At 64.8% G+C, this 19,449-nt stretch carries 3 protein-coding genes; 1 reads left to right on the top strand and 2 read right to left on the bottom strand.

From position 1 onward, the window contains the following. The first annotated feature begins 38 nt into the window (after positions 1-38). On the top strand, positions 39-1,979 hold the full coding sequence (gene htpG, locus M1247_RS30595) for a molecular chaperone HtpG (protein ID WP_317160183.1): 1,941 nt from the start codon (positions 39-41) through the stop codon (positions 1,977-1,979). Here htpG and M1247_RS30590 read toward each other — a convergent pair. Next, complete coding sequence (locus M1247_RS30590) at positions 1,976-15,439, bottom strand: non-ribosomal peptide synthetase (RefSeq protein WP_458695270.1); 13,464 nt, start codon at positions 15,437-15,439, stop codon at positions 1,976-1,978. The two genes, htpG and M1247_RS30590, sit on opposite strands and share 4 nt — an antisense overlap. A 20-nt stretch (positions 15,440-15,459) precedes the next feature. Next, the coding region (locus tag M1247_RS30585; protein WP_317160181.1) for a condensation domain-containing protein at positions 15,460-19,449 on the bottom strand (3,990 nt) is incomplete at its 5' end.

Below are 19,449 nucleotides of genomic sequence, written 5' to 3'. Positions count from 1 at the left end.
GAAATCTGTAGCGAAATTGTTCTGTCGGACGGGATCACATGTCTGCACGTGTCGAACGGTTGGAATTTCAAGCGGAGGCCCGCCAGCTGCTGGAGCTGCTGGTGCATTCGGTCTACTCGCACAAGGACTCCTTTCTCCGGGAGTTGATCTCGAACGCGTCGGACGCGCTCGACAAGCTGCGCCTGGAGACGTTGCGGAACAAAGACCTGAGCGTCGACGCATCGGACCTCCACATCGAGATCGAGGTGGGACACGATCCACGAACCCTGACCGTCCGGGACAACGGGATCGGGATGACCCACGACGAAGTCGTGGACCTGATCGGCACGCTCGCGAAGTCCGGTACGGCCCAGCTTCGCCAGCAGTTGCGAGAGGCCAAGAAGGCAGCCGATTCCGAAGAGCTGATCGGCCAGTTCGGGGTCGGTTTCTACTCGACGTTCATGGTGGCCGATGAGGTCGAGTTGCTCACGCGCAAGGCCGGTGAAAGCACCGGCACCCGCTGGGTGTCCAGCGGCGACGGCACCTACACCATCGAATCGGTCGACGACGCCCCGCAGGGCACCTCGGTGATCCTGCGCCTCAAACCCGAGGACGTCGAGGATCAGCTGCCCGACTACACCGCTGAGGGAAAGATCAGGGAGCTCGTCAAGAAGTACTCCGATTTCATCGCGTGGCCGATCAGGATGCAGGTCGAGCGCCGCACGCCCGCAGCCGAGGAGGGCGGCGAGGCGAAGGTGTCCATCGAGACGCAGACGCTGAACTCCGGCAAGGCGCTGTGGGCGAGGTCCAAAGACGATGTCTCCGACGAGGAGTATCAAGAGTTCTACAAGCACATCGCGCACGCCTGGGACGACCCGCTCGAGGTCATCACCATGAAGGGCGAGGGCACCATCGAGTATCAGGCGTTATTGTTCATCCCGTCGCATGCGCCGTTCGACCTGTTCACCCGGGAGGCCAAAGTCGGGGTGCAGCTCTACGTCAAGCGCGTGTTCATCATGGGTGACTGCGAGGAACTCATCCCGCGATACCTCCGCTTCGTCAAAGGTGTCGTCGACGCACAGGACATGTCGCTCAACGTCTCCCGCGAAATCCTGCAGCAGGATCGCCACATCACCGTGATCCGTCGTCGGCTGACCAAGAAGGTTCTCGCGACCGTCGGCGAGCTGCAGAACGACCGGCCCGACGACTACCGCACCTTCTGGACCCAGTTCGGCGCGGTACTCAAAGAGGGCCTCATGCAGGACCAGGACAATCAGGCCACGCTGCTTGCCCTGTCATCGTTCTCCTCGACACACAGCGACGACGAGCTCACCACTCTGGCCGACTACGTCACTCGGATGAAGGACGGGCAGAGTCAGATCTTCTACGCCACCGGACCATCGCGTGAGCAGCTGCTGAAATCACCACATCTGGAAGCGTTCAAAGCCAGGGGCTTCGAGGTGCTGTTGCTGACCGACCCGGTCGACGAGATCTGGGTGGGTTCGGTACGTGAGTTCGACGGCATGGCACTGCAGTCCGTGGCCCAGGGCGAGGTGGATCTCGACTCCGAGGAGGACAAGGCCACCCACGAGGCGCAACGCGAGGAGCAGGAGCGCGAATTCTCGGATCTGCTTGCCTGGTTGAAGGAGTCGCTGAGCGACCACGTCTCGGAGGTGCGGTTGTCCACACGCCTGACCGAGTCGCCTGCCTGCCTGATAACGCCCACCTTCGGCATCACCCCGGCCCTCGCGCGGATGTACCGCGCGTCCGGCCAATCGGTTCCGGCCGGCAAGCGGATCCTCGAGATCAACGCGAATCATCCGCTCATCACCGCGCTGCAGAAAGCCCAACAGGACCGCGGCGAATCACCGGAGGCCGGCGATCTCCACGAAACCGCGGAATTGCTTTATGGCACTGCACTTCTCGCCGAAGGAGGCGAACTCGACGATCCGGCGAAGTTTGCCGCCCTGCTTGCCGACAGATTGACCCGCACAGTCTAGGGGTGCCGGCCCAGCGCACGTTTGAGCCACTCACCGTATTCGCCTACGGCCTCGCTGGTGAACATCTCATAGTGTGTGCAGTCAACCGAATGCGCGGCGATGTCACCCGTGACAAAGGGCCGCCAGCTTTGCAGATGGGATCGGATGGCCCTGCGGTTTCGCCAGGCCCGCCATCGGGACCAGATCGACGCGCCGCTGTTTTCCCTTTTGCCGTGGCGCGCCGCAGAGAAGATGACGACATCGCCGTTGAACACCGCGGGCTCGTGTTCCAGCAGCCGCAGCTGGTTCGCCGTGAGGCTTTTGACCATGAACTCGACGAGCGCTTTGGGTGGTGGTGCGAAACCCGGCGCCACTCCCTGCTGAACGATCTTCTCCGCGCGTCGATAGCTCAGCGGCCGCCGATGGGCCGGAACGTCAATGTGGTTGGCACTCAGGAGGTACTCCAACACCAGGCCTTCGGCCAACGCATGATTCTTGGCGACGGTCCGGTATGACATCGACCGGGTGCCCCTGACCTTGTTCAGGTTCAAGGCAGCGTCCATGAGAATGAGCCGTTGCACCTCGCAACCGCGGCGCTGCAGTTCAATGGCCAGTTCGTGAGCGACAACCCCGCCGAAAGACCAGCCGAGAAGCTGGTAGGGACCGTCGGGGTAGAGAGCTTGCAGCCGGTCCGCGTAGCTCATCGCCATGCTGCGAATCGATTCCGGCTCGACTTCGTCGCCTTGCGGTACCTGGTTGAGCCCGGTGATCGGCCCATCCACGTAGTCGCCCAGTGCCCGGTACGACCAGCTCAGTCCGAAACCGTCATGGACACAACACAATGGCACTCCGGAACCCCGCTTGAGCACGTCGACGGACACCACTTCCCGCTCACTGTCCGCGCTGCCTACCTGGACGGCCAGGCCTTTCACCGACGGTGCGTCGAACATCACCCGCACTGCCAGGTGAGTGTCCAGGGACTTGTTGATCGCCGCGACGGCTCGCATCGCTGACAACGAATCACCGCCGAGGTCGAAGAACGAGTCATCGACACCGACACGTTCGAGACCGAGCACATCGGCATAAATGCCGGCGAGGACCTCCTCGGTGACCGTTGTCGGGGCTCGATACGTGCCCACGGCGTAGCCCGGTGCAGGCAACGCTCGCGTATCGAGTTTTCCACTGACCGTCAGCGGCAACGAGTCCACAACGATCACCGCGGCCGGAACCATGTAGGCCGGGAGGCGCTCAGCGAGCGCTGTTCGTACCTGATCTGGATCGATGGTCCCAGAGTGGGTTTCGGAGAGGTAACCAACCAGACGCTTGTCACCGGGGCGGTCCTCCCGCGCAATCACTGCTGCTTGGGCCACTCCGTCGATATCAGCCAGGGCCGTTCGGATTTCGCCCAACTCGATGCGATATCCGCGAATCTTGACCTGCTCATCGGCCCGGCCCAGGTATTGCAGCTGACCATCGGATCCCCACCGCACCAGGTCCCCGGTGCGGTACATGCGGGTTCCTGAGTCGACGAAGGGGCATGCCACGAAACGGGAGCCGGTCAGACCCGGGCGGCCCAGGTACCCGCACGCGACGCCCCGCCCGGCCACATAGAGTTCGCCGACCACGCCTGCCGGCACCGGGCGCAACCATTGATCCAACACGAACACCGCTGCGGTCGGAACCGGCGCACCGACCGGAACAACGCTCGGCGCCGCGTCGCGAGATTTCTGCAGCGGTGCACTCATCGAGGCATACACCGTCACCTCGGTCGGCCCGTACGCATTGATCACCACGCGCCCCTGCGCCCACCGGTCCACCACGTCGGCCGGGCAACTCTCGCCGCCGAGCAGTAGCGCAGTGGATCCCAAACCCTCCGGCGACAGCGCCGCCACCGCCGACGGGGTCTGTGTCAGAACGGTGACCTGTTCCGCAATCAGCAGATCATGGAAGTCCTGCGGTGAGGCGGCCGTCTCTTCGGGCACCACGACGAGCCGGCCTCCGGTCAACAGTGCGGCCCAGATCTCCCACACCGAGAAGTCGAATGCGTACGAATGGCACTGTGACCACACCTGATTCGTCGGTAGCCCGGCGGGCATAGACGCCGCCAGGTGAGTCAGGTTGCGGTGCGTGACGGCCACCCCCTTCGGCTTGCCGGTGGTGCCCGAGGTGTAGATCAGGTACGCGATGTCGTCAACCATCGGTACCGGGACGCCTGTGACCGGGTACCGGTCAGGGCGAGGCTCGCCGACATTGATGACCGGCACACCGTAACCGGAAAACCGGTACGCCAGATCCCCGGTGGTGATCGCGACCATGGGCGTCGCATCGGTCATCATGAAATCGACCCGTGAGTCTGGCACGACGGGATCGATCGCGAGATATGCCGCACCCGTCTTGAGCACTGCCAGCATCGATACGATGGCCTCGGTGCAGCGGTTGAACAACAGTGCCACACATCGGCCAGGACTGGCGCCGCGGCTGATCAGCAAGTGCGTCAACTCATTCGAGGCCTCGTCCAGCTCTCGGTAGGACATCGAAGAACCTTCGAAGCGCACCGCCACCGCCGATGGTGTACGCAGCACCTGCTGTACGAACAACTCAGGGACCGATGCGGGGTCAACCGTCTCCGTGAGCATCGCCACGTTGCCCAACCCATCGAGGACGACGCGCTCATCGGTATCGAGGACATCCACCGAGGACACCGCCCGGCCCGGGTCGGCAATCAGTGCCATGACAACCCGCTGCAGACGATCGACCAGCGACTGGATGCGCTCACGGTCGAACACATCGGTACGGAACTCGACCATCCCGCCGATGCCTGCGGGCTCACCAGAGGAGGTGAAGCGCTCCTCAAGCGAGAAGGCCAAGTCCATCCGGGCCGAATGAGTGTCCGAGGACAGCGGGCTCAGGGTCACGTCACTCAGCACAGACTCCGCGGCGGACTCACCGCGGTCTTTCACCGCGAAGTTCTGCCAGGCGAACATCACCTGGATCAGCGGATGATGCGTAAGGCTCCGACTCGGGTTGATTCGATCCACCAAGACCTCAAAGGGCACATCCTGATGCTCGTAGGCCGCCAGGCTCCGCGTGCGCACCTGGGCCAACAATTCAGCCACTGTCGGATCACCGGCCACATCAACCCGCAACACCAGGGTGTTGACAAAGAAACCCACGAGATCGTCCAGCGCCGGGTCACGGCGGCCGGCGATCGGGAAGCCCACCGCCACATCGCTGCCGGCGCTCAACTTCGCAAACAGCACCGCCAGGGCAGCCTGCATCACCATGAAACTCGTCGTATCGTGCCGGCGGGCCAGCTGTGCGATCTGCTGCTGTAGCTGTGCGGGCCACTCGACCGTCACACTGGCCCCGCGGTAATCAGCCACCGCCGGATACGGCCGATCGGTCGGCAACTCCAACCGCTCGGGCAACCCTGACAATGCCTGTTCCCAATACGCCAGTTGACCTGAAATCACACTGTCGGCGTCGGACAGCTCGCCCAGGTATTCCCGCTGCCACAGTGCGTAATCCACATACTGCACCGGCAACGGAGCCCAGTTTGGCGCGGATCCGATACAACGGCTCGAGTACGCCACACCGAGGTCAGCCACCAGTGGCCTGATGGACGAACCATCGGCAGCGATGTGGTGCACCACCACGACGAATACGTACTCGTCTTCGCCTATGTGCAAAAGCGTGGCACGTAACGGTATTTCCTGCGCCAGGTCGAAGCTGTAACTTACCTCTGCGCCGACGGCCTCCCACAGACGCTCTGGCGACCATGCCCGAGCATCAACAACCTGCCAGCCGAAATCTACCCGGTCCGCAGGCACCACCACCTGCTGTGGGATGCCGTCGGGCGCAGCGAATACCGTACGGAGGCTTTCATGGCGTCGCACGACATCACCGATGGCCGCGCCCAGCGCATCGCTGTCCACCGCACCGCTGATCCGGTACGCGACGGGCATGTTGTACACCGGCGAGGGCCCCTGCAGCTGATCCAAGAACCACAACCGCTGCTGGGCGTACGACAACGGTACGACTGCAGGCCGCTCTCGTGCAGTCAACGCCTGGCCCATGTGATCAGCAGCGTGCAGCCTGATCCATTCGGCCAACGTGGCGACGGTAGGCGCGTCGAACAGGGCCCGGATCGGGACATCGACGCCTAACTCCAACCTGGCGCGCGCGATCAATCTGGTGGCGGAGAGCGAATGCCCACCCAGGTCGAAGAACCCGTCATCGATGCCCACCCGGGTGACTCCGAGAACCTCGCCGAACAGCCTGGCCAACACCCGTTCCCGTTCATCGCGCGGTGCCCGGTACGCCACCCCGGTGCTGAACTCCGGCGCGGGGAGGGCGCGACGATCGAGTTTGCCGTTGACGGTGAGTGGCAACGCGTCGAGCACCATGATCGCCGCCGGAATCATGTACTCGGGCAAGCTGCGCGCCGCGAAGCTGCGCAACTCGCCGGTACGTTCGACGGCCGACGGGTCATTGACATAGCCGGCAAGGGACCCGATCGGTGCGCTCGGCAGGTAGACGTCGGACAACGTGGACGGCTCTGCCGTGTGCGTGTAGGCGATGTCGACCAGACCGGCCGTCGGCGACCAGGTCACTGCGGTGAGATAACCGAGCTCCTGACCGAGTGCAAGACACTGGTGTGGCAGCACCGTGTCAGGGGACGAGTCTGTCCCCGAGCGCAATTCGTCGACCGTCAACCGGGTTCCAGGGTTGGCCAGGGCCTGCGCCATCGCCACGTCCGACCATATCCCGGCGTGCGGCACCCCGGTGACGCGGAGCTCCGGCAATCGCTCAGACCGCAGATGGTCCGCGAGCGCGGCCAGGCTGCCGTACCGCTGCCAGGGTTCGGAGCGCAACTGCGCGACCGAACGCACCGGTGCGGGCCCTTTGCGCAACACCACCTCATACCGGTAGCGGCTCAGTTCGTTGACCGCGCGCATCTGTTTGAGCTGCACATCGACCGCGACGATGTCGGAAAGCTGCTGCGGTAGGGCCGCAAAGAACTCCGGCGCCAACAGCAGTTCCTGTTCGGTGAGCATCTCGCGTTGCACGCGTTCGGCCACCGCGGCGGCATCTTCATCGCCGCGGCAGTCGGCACACACCACCCCGGTGGTGAACGCCCGCAGCAATGACAGGTTGCGCACATCACCGATGAACAACGCACCGCCCGGTGCCAACATCCGCATCGCCACGGTAAGAACGTCGAGCAGATAGCCCGCGCTCGGGAAGTACTGGACGACCGAGTTGAGCACCACGATGTCGAAATGGCCCGACGGTAAGCCGTCGGCCGCATCGGCCGGCTGTACCTGCAACCGCACCCGCTCCGCCCATGGCTGCCCGGCCATGGCCGTCTGCAGCGAGTCAATCGTCGGCGCCGAGAAGTCGGTTCCCCAGTATTCGTCACATTCGGGTGCCACCTGTGCGAGCAACAGACCTGAACCGACGCCGATCTCGAGAACCCGCCGCGGCTTGAGCGCGACAATGCGGTTCACTGTGTCCGAACGCCATTCCTGCATCTGCGGCAACGGAATCGGATCACCGGTGTAGCTGCTGTTCCACCCGCCGAAATCCTCACCCAGTTCGGCCGGGTCGCCCGTGCTGAACGACTCCCCCGAATAGAGGTCGCCGTACACTCCCCGCCACTGTTCGACGAGCTGGGCTTCCCGGGCGGGTTCCCTGACCAGCATCATCTCGTTGTCCAGTACGACATAGCTCACCAGTTGCTTGTCGTCGGTCGGTTCACCTGACCTCGCGGTGAGCGTGTGGGCCACCGTCACGGCCTGCGCTACACGCGGATGATCGGTGAGTACCGCAGTGATCTCGCCGAGTTCGATGCGGTAGCCGCGGATCTTGACCTGTTCGTCGGCACGGCCGGCATACCGCAACTGGCCGTCGGGGCCCCACGACACCAAGTCACCGGTGCGGTACATCCGCGCGCCGGACTCGAAAGGGCATGCCACAAACCGTCCTGCACTCAACCCGGCTCGGCCTACATACCCGAGACTCACACCGCGTCCGGCCACGTACAGCTCGCCCACCACGCCGACCGGCACCGGACGCAGCCACCGATCGAGCACGAACAACGCCGCGCCGGGCACCGGCAGTCCGATCGGGACCATGCCTGATCCCGGAACCAGCGGAGCACTGATGGTGGCGTAGACCGTGGTCTCGGTCGGTCCATAGCCGTTGATCATCACGCGATCGGGCGCCCACCGGTCCACCACGGCCGCCGGACACGCCTCTGCGGCCACCATCAACGCAGCCGACTCCAAACCGGCCGGTGACAACATCCCCACCGCTGACGGTGTCTGACTCAGCACCGTCACCCGTTCTTCGATCAGCAACGCCTGCAACTCCTGTGGCGACCTCGTGACCGACTCGCCGACCACCACCAAACGGCCACCGTGCAGCAGCGCGCCCCACATCTCCCAGACGGAATAATCGAATGCCAACGACGAACAGCCTGCCCACACCTGCTGTGGACACAACTCGACACCCACATCGAGGCCGTCGAACAACCGCGTCACATTCTGATGCGTGACCGCAACGCCTTTCGGCGTTCCCGTGGTGCCGGAGGTGTAGATCAGATGCGCCACATCGTCGGCGGCAGGCCCGGCCAAGCCGGTACTCGGATATCCGTCGATACGTGGATCCTCGACATCGACAACGTTGACACCGTATCGGCTCAACCGATCGGCCGAACGGCTCACGGTCAGCACCGTCACCGGCGCGGCATCGGCCAGCATGAATTCGACGCGGCTGTCCGGATGCGCCGGATCGATCGGCACATACGCCGCCCCAGCCTTGAGCACCGCCAGGATCGACACCACGGCCTGCGCCGAGCGATTCAGCAACAGCGCCACATACCGCCCCGGGCCTGCCCCATGTTCGATGAGCAGGTGTGCCAATCGGTTCGAGGCTTCATCCAGTTCGCGATACGTCCATGACCGGCCCTCGAATCTGACCGCCACCGTATCGCCGGTCCGATTCACCTGCGCGGCGAACAGCTCGGGTATCGATGCCTCGGGCACCGGCCGGGTCAGCACTGCGCGATGTCCGATGTCGTCCAACTGTGCGTACTCGGTGACGTCGAGCACGTCGACCGAGGACAACAACCGCGACGGATCGACGGTCATCGCAGTCAACACCCGCTGCAACCGTCCGACGAGGCTTTCGATACTCGCTGCGTCGAAGACATCGGTGCGGAACTCCACCGTTCCCCAGATGCCCGCCGGCTCACCATCGGCATCCCAGTGTTCTCGCAGGAAGAACACCAGATCCATCCGGGCCGAGGCGGTTTCCGCGGACAGCGGCGCGGCGTGCACGTCACCCAGTCGGAGTGCGGTGGCCGGATCATTATCGAGTCCGGGGAAGTTCTGCCAGGCGCAGATCGCCTGGATGAGAGGATGATGGGTCAGACTCCGAGCCGGGTTGAGCCGCTCCACCAGCACCTCGAACGGCACATCCTGGTTCTCGTATGCGGCCAGGCTGCGGCTGCGCACCTGCTCCAGCAACTCGGCGACGGTGGGAGCGCAGCCAACATCGACGCGCAACACCAACGTGTTGACGAAGAAGCCGACCAGTTCGTCGAGCGCGGGATCGCGTCGGCCGGCGATCGGGAAGCCCACGGCTACTTCAGCACTCGCGCTCAATTGGGCGAACAGGAACGCCAGCGCCGCCTGGACCACCATGAAACTGGTCGCATTGTGTTCGCGAGCCACCCGCGCCACCTGTTGCTGCAGCTCGGCCGGCCAATCCACCGCCACCGTCGCCCCACGGTAGTCGGCAACCGGCGGATACGGCCGATCCGTCGGCAACTCCAGGCGGTCCGGCAGGCCGGCCAATTCCTGCTCCCAGAACGCCACTTGCCCGGCAATCGCACTGTCTGGATCGGTCAGGTCGCCGAGATGTTCGCGCTGCCACAGGGTGTAGTCCACATACTGCACCGGCAATGGCGCCCAATCCGGTGCCCGGCCCGTGCTGCGCACGGCATAGGCCACTCCGAGATCGCGCACCAGCGGGGCGATCGACCACCCGTCCGCGGCAATATGGTGCACTACCGCGACGAGCACGTGGTCGTCCTCGGCAATCCGGAACAATCTGGCACGCAGGGATATCTCGGTGGACAGATCAAAGTGGTGGCGAACCTCGCCCCCGACCGCCTCAGTGAGCCGCTCGACCGACCAGTCACCGGCATCGATGATCTGCCAACCGAAATCGGCGTCATCGGCGGGCAGCACAACCTGTCGAGGCACTCCCTCGACCGCCGGGAACACCGTTCGTAGACTCTCGTGACGACCGATCACATCCGCCAGCGCCGCCCGCAACGCCTCTACGTCCAACGCCCCGCTGATGCGATACGCCGTGGGCATGTTGTAGGTGGCGACCTCGCCCTCGACCCGATTGAGGAACCACATCCGGTTCTGGGCATACGACAGCGGCACGAGCGCCGGCCGCTGCTGTGCCCGTAATGCAGGCAGACCACCTGAACCCACACCGACGCGCGGTGCCAACTGCGCCACCGTGGGCGCGTCGAACAACGTGCGCACCGCCAGGTCGGTGTCCAGGCTGGTGTTGATCGCAGCGATCAGCCGCATCGCCGACAGTGAATCGCCACCGCGGTCGAAGAAGGAATCGTCGATGCCGACGCGCTCGAGGCCGAGGACCTGGGCATAGATACCGGCCAGGATCTCCTCCACCACGGTGTTCGGGGCTCGGTAACGACCGCCGTCGACGTACTCCGGTGCGGGCAGGGACTCCTTGTCGAGTTTGCCGTTGACGGTCAACGGCATCGCTTCCACGACCATGATCGCAGCAGGGACCATGTAGGCAGGCAACCGATGCGCCAGCTCTGTCCGAAGCGCGACGGAATCCACTGCGCCAGAAGTTGTTTCTGTGACATAGCTGACGAGACGCTGATCCCCCGGCCGGTCTTCCCGCACGATCACCGCGACCTGATCCACACCGGGCAGGCCACACAACATCGTGTGGATCTCACCCAATTCGATGCGATACCCACGAATCTTCACCTGCTCGTCAGCGCGGCCGAGGTAGTGCAGCTGCCCATCGGCGCCCCATCGCGCCAGGTCCCCTGTGCGGTACATCCGGTTCCCGGTACCGCCGAACGGGCATGCCACGAAGCGTGAACCGGTCAGCCCGGACCGACCCAGGTATCCAAGGCCGACACCACGACCAGCCACATACACCTCACCGATCACACCCACGGGCACCGGATGCAACCACCGGTCCAACGCAAACAGTGCCGCACCCGGCACGGGCGAACCTATCGGCACCAGGCCCGAGCCTGCCTGTAACGGCGCACTCATCGTCACACCCATGCTGGTCTCGGTAGGGCCGTAGGCATTGATCATGATCCGACCCGGCGCCCACTGATCCACCACCTCCGTCGGGCATGCTTCACCTGCCACCACCAATGTCACCGACTCCAAGCCCGCCGGCGAGAGCATGCTGACGGCTGACGGCGTCTGGGTCAGCACGCTGATCTGTTCGTCGACCACAAGGTCATGGAGATCCTGCGGCGACGCGGCCACCGCCTCGGAAACCACCACCAGTCGGCCGCCGCGCAACAGCACAGCCCAGATCTCCCATGCCGAAACATCGAATGCCAGCGAGTGACACAATGCCCACACACCACCGGGCGGGATCCCGAAGTCCGTCACGAACAATTGAGTGACATTCTGGTGGTTGACGGCCACGCCCTTCGGCACACCGGTGGTACCCGAGGTGTAGATGACATAGGCGATGTCGTCCGGGCTGGGCTCCGGTAACGGTGCGTCTGACGCGTCGGCGATGCCAGAGTCGTCGATATCGATGACCAGCACATCAGATCCATCCAGTCGCTCGACCGACGCTGCGCTGGTGACCACCGCTACCGGCGCGGCGTCTCGCACCACGAATTCGATCCGGGCGTCGGGATGCAGAGGATCGATCGGCAGATAGGCTGCACCCGTCTTGACCGCTGCCAGGATCGACACAACGGCCTCGGCGGAGCGCTCCATCAGCAACGCCACGCAGGTACCTGGTCCGGCGCCCAATCCGATCAGGTGGCGGGCCAACCGGTTCGACGCGGCGTCGAGTTCGCGGTAGGTCAGTGAGCAGCCTGCCGAAGACACCGCCACGGCGTCGGGAGTACGCGCGACCTGCCGGGTGAAGGCCGCCGGAATCGTCACGGGCTGTGCCTGGGCATCCAGTACCGCACGGTTACTGATCTCGTCGAGCAGGTCGTAGTCGGCCCGGTCGAGCAGGTCCACCGACGACACCGTCCGCGTCGGGTCGGCAGTCATCGTCGTCAGGACGCGTTGCAGTCGGCCGACCAGGGATACGATGCTGGTCGCGTCGAAGACATCGGTACGGAACTCGACCTTTCCGCCGATCCCGGCGCAATCGCCGGCATCGTCGAAGCGTTCGCCGAGTGAGAACACCAAATCCATGCGGGCGGTGCGGGTGTCGACAGGCAGTGCGGTGACCTGAGCATCACCCAGCGCGGCTTCGTCGGCCCGGTCTTCCGCGAAGTTCTGCCAGGCCAAGGTGACCTGGACCAACGGATGATGGGCCATGCTGCGGGTGGGATTCAACCGATCGACCACCACCTCGAACGGCACATCCTGGTGCTCATAGGCGGCCAGGCTGCGTCGCCGCACCTGGCCCAGCACGTCGGTGAGGGTCGGGTTACCGGTCAGGTCGACCCGCAACACCAGGGTGTTGACGAAGAAACCGACCAGATCGTCGAGTGCTGGATCACCACGACCCGCGATCGGGAAGCCGACCGCCACTTCAGGACTGGCACTCAGCTGCGCCAGCAGTACCGCCAGCGCAGCCTGCACCACCATGAAACCGGTGGCATTGTGCTCGCGGGCCACCCGGGACACCTGTTGTTGCAGATCGGCAGGCCACTCCACCGCGACACTGGCGCCGCAGAAGTCGGCCACCAGCGGATAAGGCCGATCCGTCGGCAGCTCCAACCGCTCAGGTAAACCGGCCAGTTCCTCCTGCCAGTAGGCCGCCTGCGCAGCGATGCGACTGTCCGGGTCGTCGAGATCACCGAGGTAGGCGCGCTGCCACATCGTGTAATCCACATACTGCACCGGCAGCGGCACCCATTCCGGCGCCCGTCCTGCACACCGACTGTCATAGGCCATCTGCAGGTCGGCCGCCAGCGGGGTCACCGACCAGCCGTCAGCAGCGATGTGGTGGACCACGACCACCAGCACGTGTTCGTCTACTCCTACCCGGAACAGCGTTGCGCGCAGCGGGATCTCAGTGGACAGATCGAACGGGCGGCGCTGTACGGCGCCGACAGCCTCCTCCAGCTGCGCGGTCGACCAGCCCCGGCCGTCAACGACGTGCCAGCCGAAGTCGGCGCGCTCAGCGGGCACCACCACCTGCTGTGGAATCCCCTGGGCCGCAGTGAACAGCGTGCGTAGAGTTTCCTGACGCCCGACCACGTCAGCCAATGCCTGGCCGAGGGCAGCTGCGTCAAGGCGCCCGGACAACCGCAATGCCACTGCCATGTTGTAAATCGCCGAGGGGCCCTGCAACTGGTCCAGGAACCACAACCTCTGCTGGGCGTACGACAACGGGAGAACGTCGGGGCGCTCAGCCGCGACCAACGGCTCACGGTTTCCCGAGCCCGTGCCGACGCGTGCCGCGAGCGCAGCCACCGTGGGTGACTCGAACACTGCGCGCACCACCAGGTCGGTATCGAGGCCGACGTTGATCGCGTTGACCACCCTGGTCGCCGACAGCGAGTCGCCGCCCAGGTCGAAGAACGAGTCGTCGGCACCGACCCGCTGCAGCCCGAGCACCTGCGCGTACACGCCTGCCACGATCTCCTCGACCGCGGTCGCCGGGGTGCGGTAGCCGTCCACATCGACGTATTCCGGTGCAGGCAGGGCCCTCTTGTCGAGCTTTCCGTTGACCGTCAGCGGAAACGCTGTCAGCACCACCACCGCAGCAGGAACCATGTAGGCCGGTAACCGCTCGGCCAGGAGATCACGGATTTTCCCCGGATCGACTGCACCAACGGAGGTCTCGGTGACATAGCCGACGAGGCGCTTGTCGTCGGAACGGTCCTCACGCACGATCACAGCCGCTTGCGCCACCCCGTCCAGGGCAGCGAGGACAGATTGGATTTCGCCGAGCTCGATCCGATAGCCCCGAATCTTGACCTGTTCGTCGGCACGGCCGAGGTAATGCAGTTGGCCGTCGGTACCCCACCGCACCAGGTCTCCGGTGCGATACATGCGTGATCCTGACGCGCCGTCATCGAAGGGGCAGGCCACGAACCGCGACGCCGACAGGCCGGCGCGGTGCACGTAACCCACACCGACCCCGCGGCCGGCCACATACAGCTCACCGATCACCCCCACCGGTACCGGGGTCAGCCACTGATCGAGCACGAACAATGCGGCCCCTTGCACCGGGGCACCAATCGGGACAGCGCTCGCCGCAGCCGTTTCCGTGCCGTTCAGCGGCGCACTGAAGGTCGCGTAGACCGTGGTCTCGGTCGGACCGTACGCGTTGATCATCACATTGTCGGACGCCCACCGACCCACCAGCTCAGGCGGGCAAGCCTCGCCGGCGACGATCAACGTCGTCGACTCAAGACCCTCTGGCGACAGCATCCCGGCCGCTGAGGGAGTCTGGCTGAGCACTGTGACATGTTCTGCAGCCAACAATGTGTGCAACTCCTGTGGCGAACGCGCCACCTGTTCGGGCACCACCACCAACCGGCCACCGTGCAACAGCGCCCCGAAGATGTCCCACACCGAGACGTCGAATACCAGCGAATGCCATTGCGTCCACACCTGCCCTGGTCCGACCAGAGCCGGGTCCACCGAACTGATCAACTGGGTGACGTTGTGGTGCGTGATGGCCACTCCCTTCGGGACACCGGTGGTGCCCGAGGTGTAGATGACATAGGCGATGTCGTCGGCCGCCGGTGCGGGCAGGGCGGTGCCCGGACAACTGTCGATCCGAAGATCGCCGATGTCGACGATGGGCAGCTCGATCCCGTGCAGGCGGACGGCCAGCTCCGCGGTGGACACCATCACCACGGGAGCGGCATCCTCGATCATGAACTGCATTCGGGCGTCGGGGAGCGCCGGGTCGATCGGAAGATACGCCGCACCCGACTTCAGCACCGCCAGGATCGACACAATCGCCTGCACCGAGTGTTCGAGCAACAGCGCTACGCACTCACCGGCTCCCGCACCGAGACCGACCAGCAAGTGCGCCAACCGGTTCGACACTTCGTCGAGTTCGCGATAGGACATGCTGTTGCCGTCACAGGTGACCGCTACCGCGTCCGGATAACGCAGCACCTGCTCAGCGAATACCTCCGGGATCGACAGCGCAATCGTGGGCGCGGTCAGCACCGCCCTGTTGCCGAACTCGAAAAGCCCGGTGTGCTCGTCCTCGTCCAGGAAGTCCATCGACGACAACCGCCGACTCAGGTCAGCGGTCATGAAGGGCCCTCCGCTTCGGCGGTCATCGCGACCAGCACACGGCGTAATCGGTCGATCAGCCGCTCAACGCTGCGTGCGTCGAAAACATCGGTGCGGAACTCCACGGTGCCTCCTATCCCGGCGGGTTCACCGGTTTCGTTCCAGCGCTCGCCCAATGCGAAGGTGAGGTCCGTGCGTGCGGTGTGGGTATGTGTGGGCAACGGTTCGACCCGCACATCACCCAGGGCCAATCCGCCTGCGACGTCGCTGTTGTGTTGCCACGAGAGGTTCTGCCAGGACAGCACCACCTGGACCAAAGGGTGATGGGTGAGCGACCGAGCGGGCTTGAGCCGGTCGACAAGTACCTCGAACGGCACATCCTGATGCTCGAACGCGGCCAGCCCGCGCTGACGTACCTGCTCCAGCAATTCGGCGATGGTGGGATCTCCGGCCAGATCCACCCGCAGCACCAGAGTGTTGACGAAGAACCCGACCAGATCATCGAGTGCCGGGTCGTTTCGCCCGGCAGCCGTGATTCCTACCGCTACATCGGTAGTGGCACCGAGCTTCGACAGCAGCAGAGCCAGCGCGGCCTGGACGACCATGAAGCTGGTGGCGTTGTGTTCGCGGGCCACCAGTGCCACGCGGTGCTGCAACTCGGCAGGCCACTGCACCGCGACGCTCGCCCCACGGTAATCGGCCACGGCGGGATAAGGCCGATCGGTAGGCAGCTGCAGACGATCGGGCAGGCCGGCCAGAGCCTGCTCCCAGTACGCCAACTGCCCGCAGATACGACTCTCGCCATCGCTCAACTCGCCGAGATGCTCACGCTGCCACAACGCGTAATCGGCGTACTGGACGGGCAACGGCGTCCAGTTCGGCGTCTGTCCCGCGCACCGGCTGGCATATGCCCAACCCAGGTCGGTCACCAGCGGGGTCACCGACCAACCGTCGGCAGCAATATGGTGCACCACCGCCGCGAGCACGTGCTCCTCCTGGCCGAGCCGGAAAAGCGTTGCTCTCAACGGTATTTCACAGGCCAGATCGAACGGATGGCGCGCCACCGCGCCGATGGCCCCCTCGAGCCGGTCGCGAGACCAACCCACGGCGTCGACGATTTGCCAGCACATGGTGACCTGTTCGGGCGGCACCACGGACTGCTGCGGCGTCCCGGCCGACACGGTGAACAGAGTGCGCAGGCTCTCATGGCGGCCCACCACATCGGCCAGCGCCCGGCCGAGCGCGTCAGGGTCCAGCTTGCCGGTCAGCCGCAACGCCACAGCCATGTTGTAAACCGCTGAGGGACCTTGCAACTGATCGAAGAACCACAACCGCTGCTGGGCATAGGACAACGGGATCCGCTCCGGGCGCGCCATCACACGCAACGGTGGACTGACCGCGTCGCCCTGGTGTACGTCCAGGTACTCGGCGAGGGTTCCGGTGGTCGGCGCGTCGAAGAGGTACCGCACGGGCACATCTCTGCCAAGCGCGGACTGCAACCGTGCAGTCACGCGCGTGGCGGTCAACGAATCGCCGCCAAGCGCGAAGAAGTCGTCGTCGAGGCCGACCTGCTCCAGGCCCAGTACCTCGGCGAACGCCTGCGCGATGGTCTTCTCGACGGGCGTCTGCGGGGCCCGGAAAGCCGTGGCGGTAAACACGGGTTCGGGCAACGCCTTACGGTCGATCTTGCCCGACGTAGTCAAGGGGAACTCGTCGAGTACCATGATCTGGGTCGGCACCATGTACTCCGGCAGACGTTCGACCAACCACTGCCGCACGACATTGACCTTGCCGTTGGCGTCGGGATCGTTGGCGTAGGAGTTGCGCTGCCGATTCCCGGCAGATGGTAAGTACAGATCCGTCAGCATCGTGTTTCCGTCTTCGGTGGGCGCCAGGAAAATTGCGTCGATCGTGCCGACCACCGCACCCCAGGTGACCGCGACCCGGTATCCGGCCGCCTCGCCGACCGAACAGAGTTGTTTGGGGGTAGCCGTCGGCGAGGTAGCGGTGGCCTCGGCCACGAGCAGTCCGTCAACCAGTGCCTGTTCGGATTCCACGTCGGTGATCACGCCGGTGCGCGGTATTGCACTGATCCGTACCAACGCCGGCCGCTGCGTGGTCAATTCGGCGTGTAGTCCGCTGAGCCCGGCACAGTCGGACCAGGCCCAGGTGGGTGCCGCCGCCAGCGAACACACCGCTGTGGGCGTCTTGTGGATGACCACGTCGTAGCGGTAGCGGGTCAATTCGTTATCGGATTCACCGCGTTTGACCTGGATGTCCACCCCGCCCACCGACGGATGTTCAGCTGCCCAGGTGGTGAAGAACTCCGGGGACAGCAACAATTCAGGGTCGCCGAGCATTGCGCGCTGCACGAGCTGACGGATCTCGTCCGGGTCGGTGCCGGTATGACGCGCGAGCGTGACACCGGTCTGGAAGGCGCCATGCAGACTGTGGTTGCGCACATCGCCGAGGAACAACCGCCCACCGGGCGCGAGAAGTTCCACTGCATTGTCGATGACCTCGCTCAGGTATCCCGCATTGGGGAAGTACTGGATGACCGAGTTGACGATGACGGTGTCGAAGTATCGCAACGGTAGTCCATCGCTGACGTGGGCAGGTTGGGCGAGGAGCTGAACCCGATCACGCCACGGAATTTGCAAGCGCTCCAGTGAAAGTGCGAGCGACTCCATGGCAACGGCTGACATGTCGGTACCGACATAGTGTTCGCAGTGCGGGGCGACCTGGGACAGGATCAGCCCCGAGCCGGCACCGATCTCCAGCACCCGCGCCGGCTGCAGCGCCAGGATGCGCTCTACCGTGGCTGATCGCCATTCCTGCATCTGCTGCAGCGGAATCGGTTCCCCGGTGTAGCTGCTGTTCCAGCCCCGGAAGTCACTGCCGAATTCCGATACCTCGAGTTCGGCGTCATAGAGCTCGTCGTAAACATGTTGCCACTGGTCGACGACGTCGGCGTCGTGATCGGCGGTGCTGGTGTTCTCCAGGGCCACATAGGCGATCAGGTGATCGACGGTATCCCGGTGATGCACCGCGGCCGCCGCACGACTGACCTGGGGACAGGCGAGCAGCGTGTTCTCGATCTCACCCAGTTCCAGCCGCTGCCCCCGCAGTTTCACCTGAGCATCGGCACGACCGAGATACTCCAGCGATCCCGTTGCGCTCCAGCGCACCAGATCACCGGTCCGGTACATGCGTGCTCCGGGTCCCCCAAAAGGATTGGCGACAAACCGCTCTGCGGTGAGCTCGGGGCGGCCCACATAGCCTCGCGCCAACGCCGGGCCTGCCAGATACAGCTCACCCACCACACCGATCGGCACGGGATTCAGCCGCCCATCCAGCACCAGTGCCGCTACCCCGGCGATGGGCGCCCCGATGTCCACCGGCTGCCCTGCCGACAACGCCGCTGTGCACGTCGACCAGATGGTCGCCTCGGTCGGGCCGTAGGCGTTGAACATCGCCCGGCCCGGTACCTCGTCTTGTTTCTCGCGTCCGGGTGCCCAGGTGGCGACCAATTCGGCCGGGCAGGCCTCACCTGCGGTAAGCAGGGTACCGAGGCGCCCCTCCAGACCGGCCTGGTCCAACGTGGCCAGCACCGTCGGTGTCAGCACCGCTGCGTCGACCTGTTCCTCCTTGACCAAGACCGTCAAGGCCTCTCCGGCATAAGAATCCGGCGGCGCCACGACGAGCGTGGCCGCGGCGCCGACTGCCAGAACAGCCTCGAAGATCGAGGCGTCGAAGGTGGGTGCGGCCACCATCAGCACCCGGGCGTCAGAGTTCAGCCCGAACTGTGCGCGTTGCGCCGCGGCCACGCCCAGCAGGCCGGCGTGGCTGACTACCACGCCTTTGGGGGTGCCGGTGGATCCGGAGGTGAAGATCACGTATGCGGCGTCGTCAACGGTGTTGGGACGCACGAGCTCTGATTCGGCGATCGGTTCCGCGGACCGGCCCGACACATCGAGCGCATCGAGGGACAGAACAGGCCGCTCACC

The organism is Mycobacterium appelbergii (assembly GCF_032883035.1).
In the GTDB taxonomy this organism is placed as follows: domain Bacteria; phylum Actinomycetota; class Actinomycetes; order Mycobacteriales; family Mycobacteriaceae; genus Mycobacterium; species Mycobacterium appelbergii.
This window is presented reverse-complemented; position numbering and strand designations above follow the sequence as displayed.

What these genes read in the sequence shown, in the direction of transcription:
- htpG (WP_317160183.1), top strand. Translation starts at nt 39, where the DNA reads ATGTCTGCACGTGTCGAACGGTTGGAATTTCAAGCGGAGGCCCGCCAG.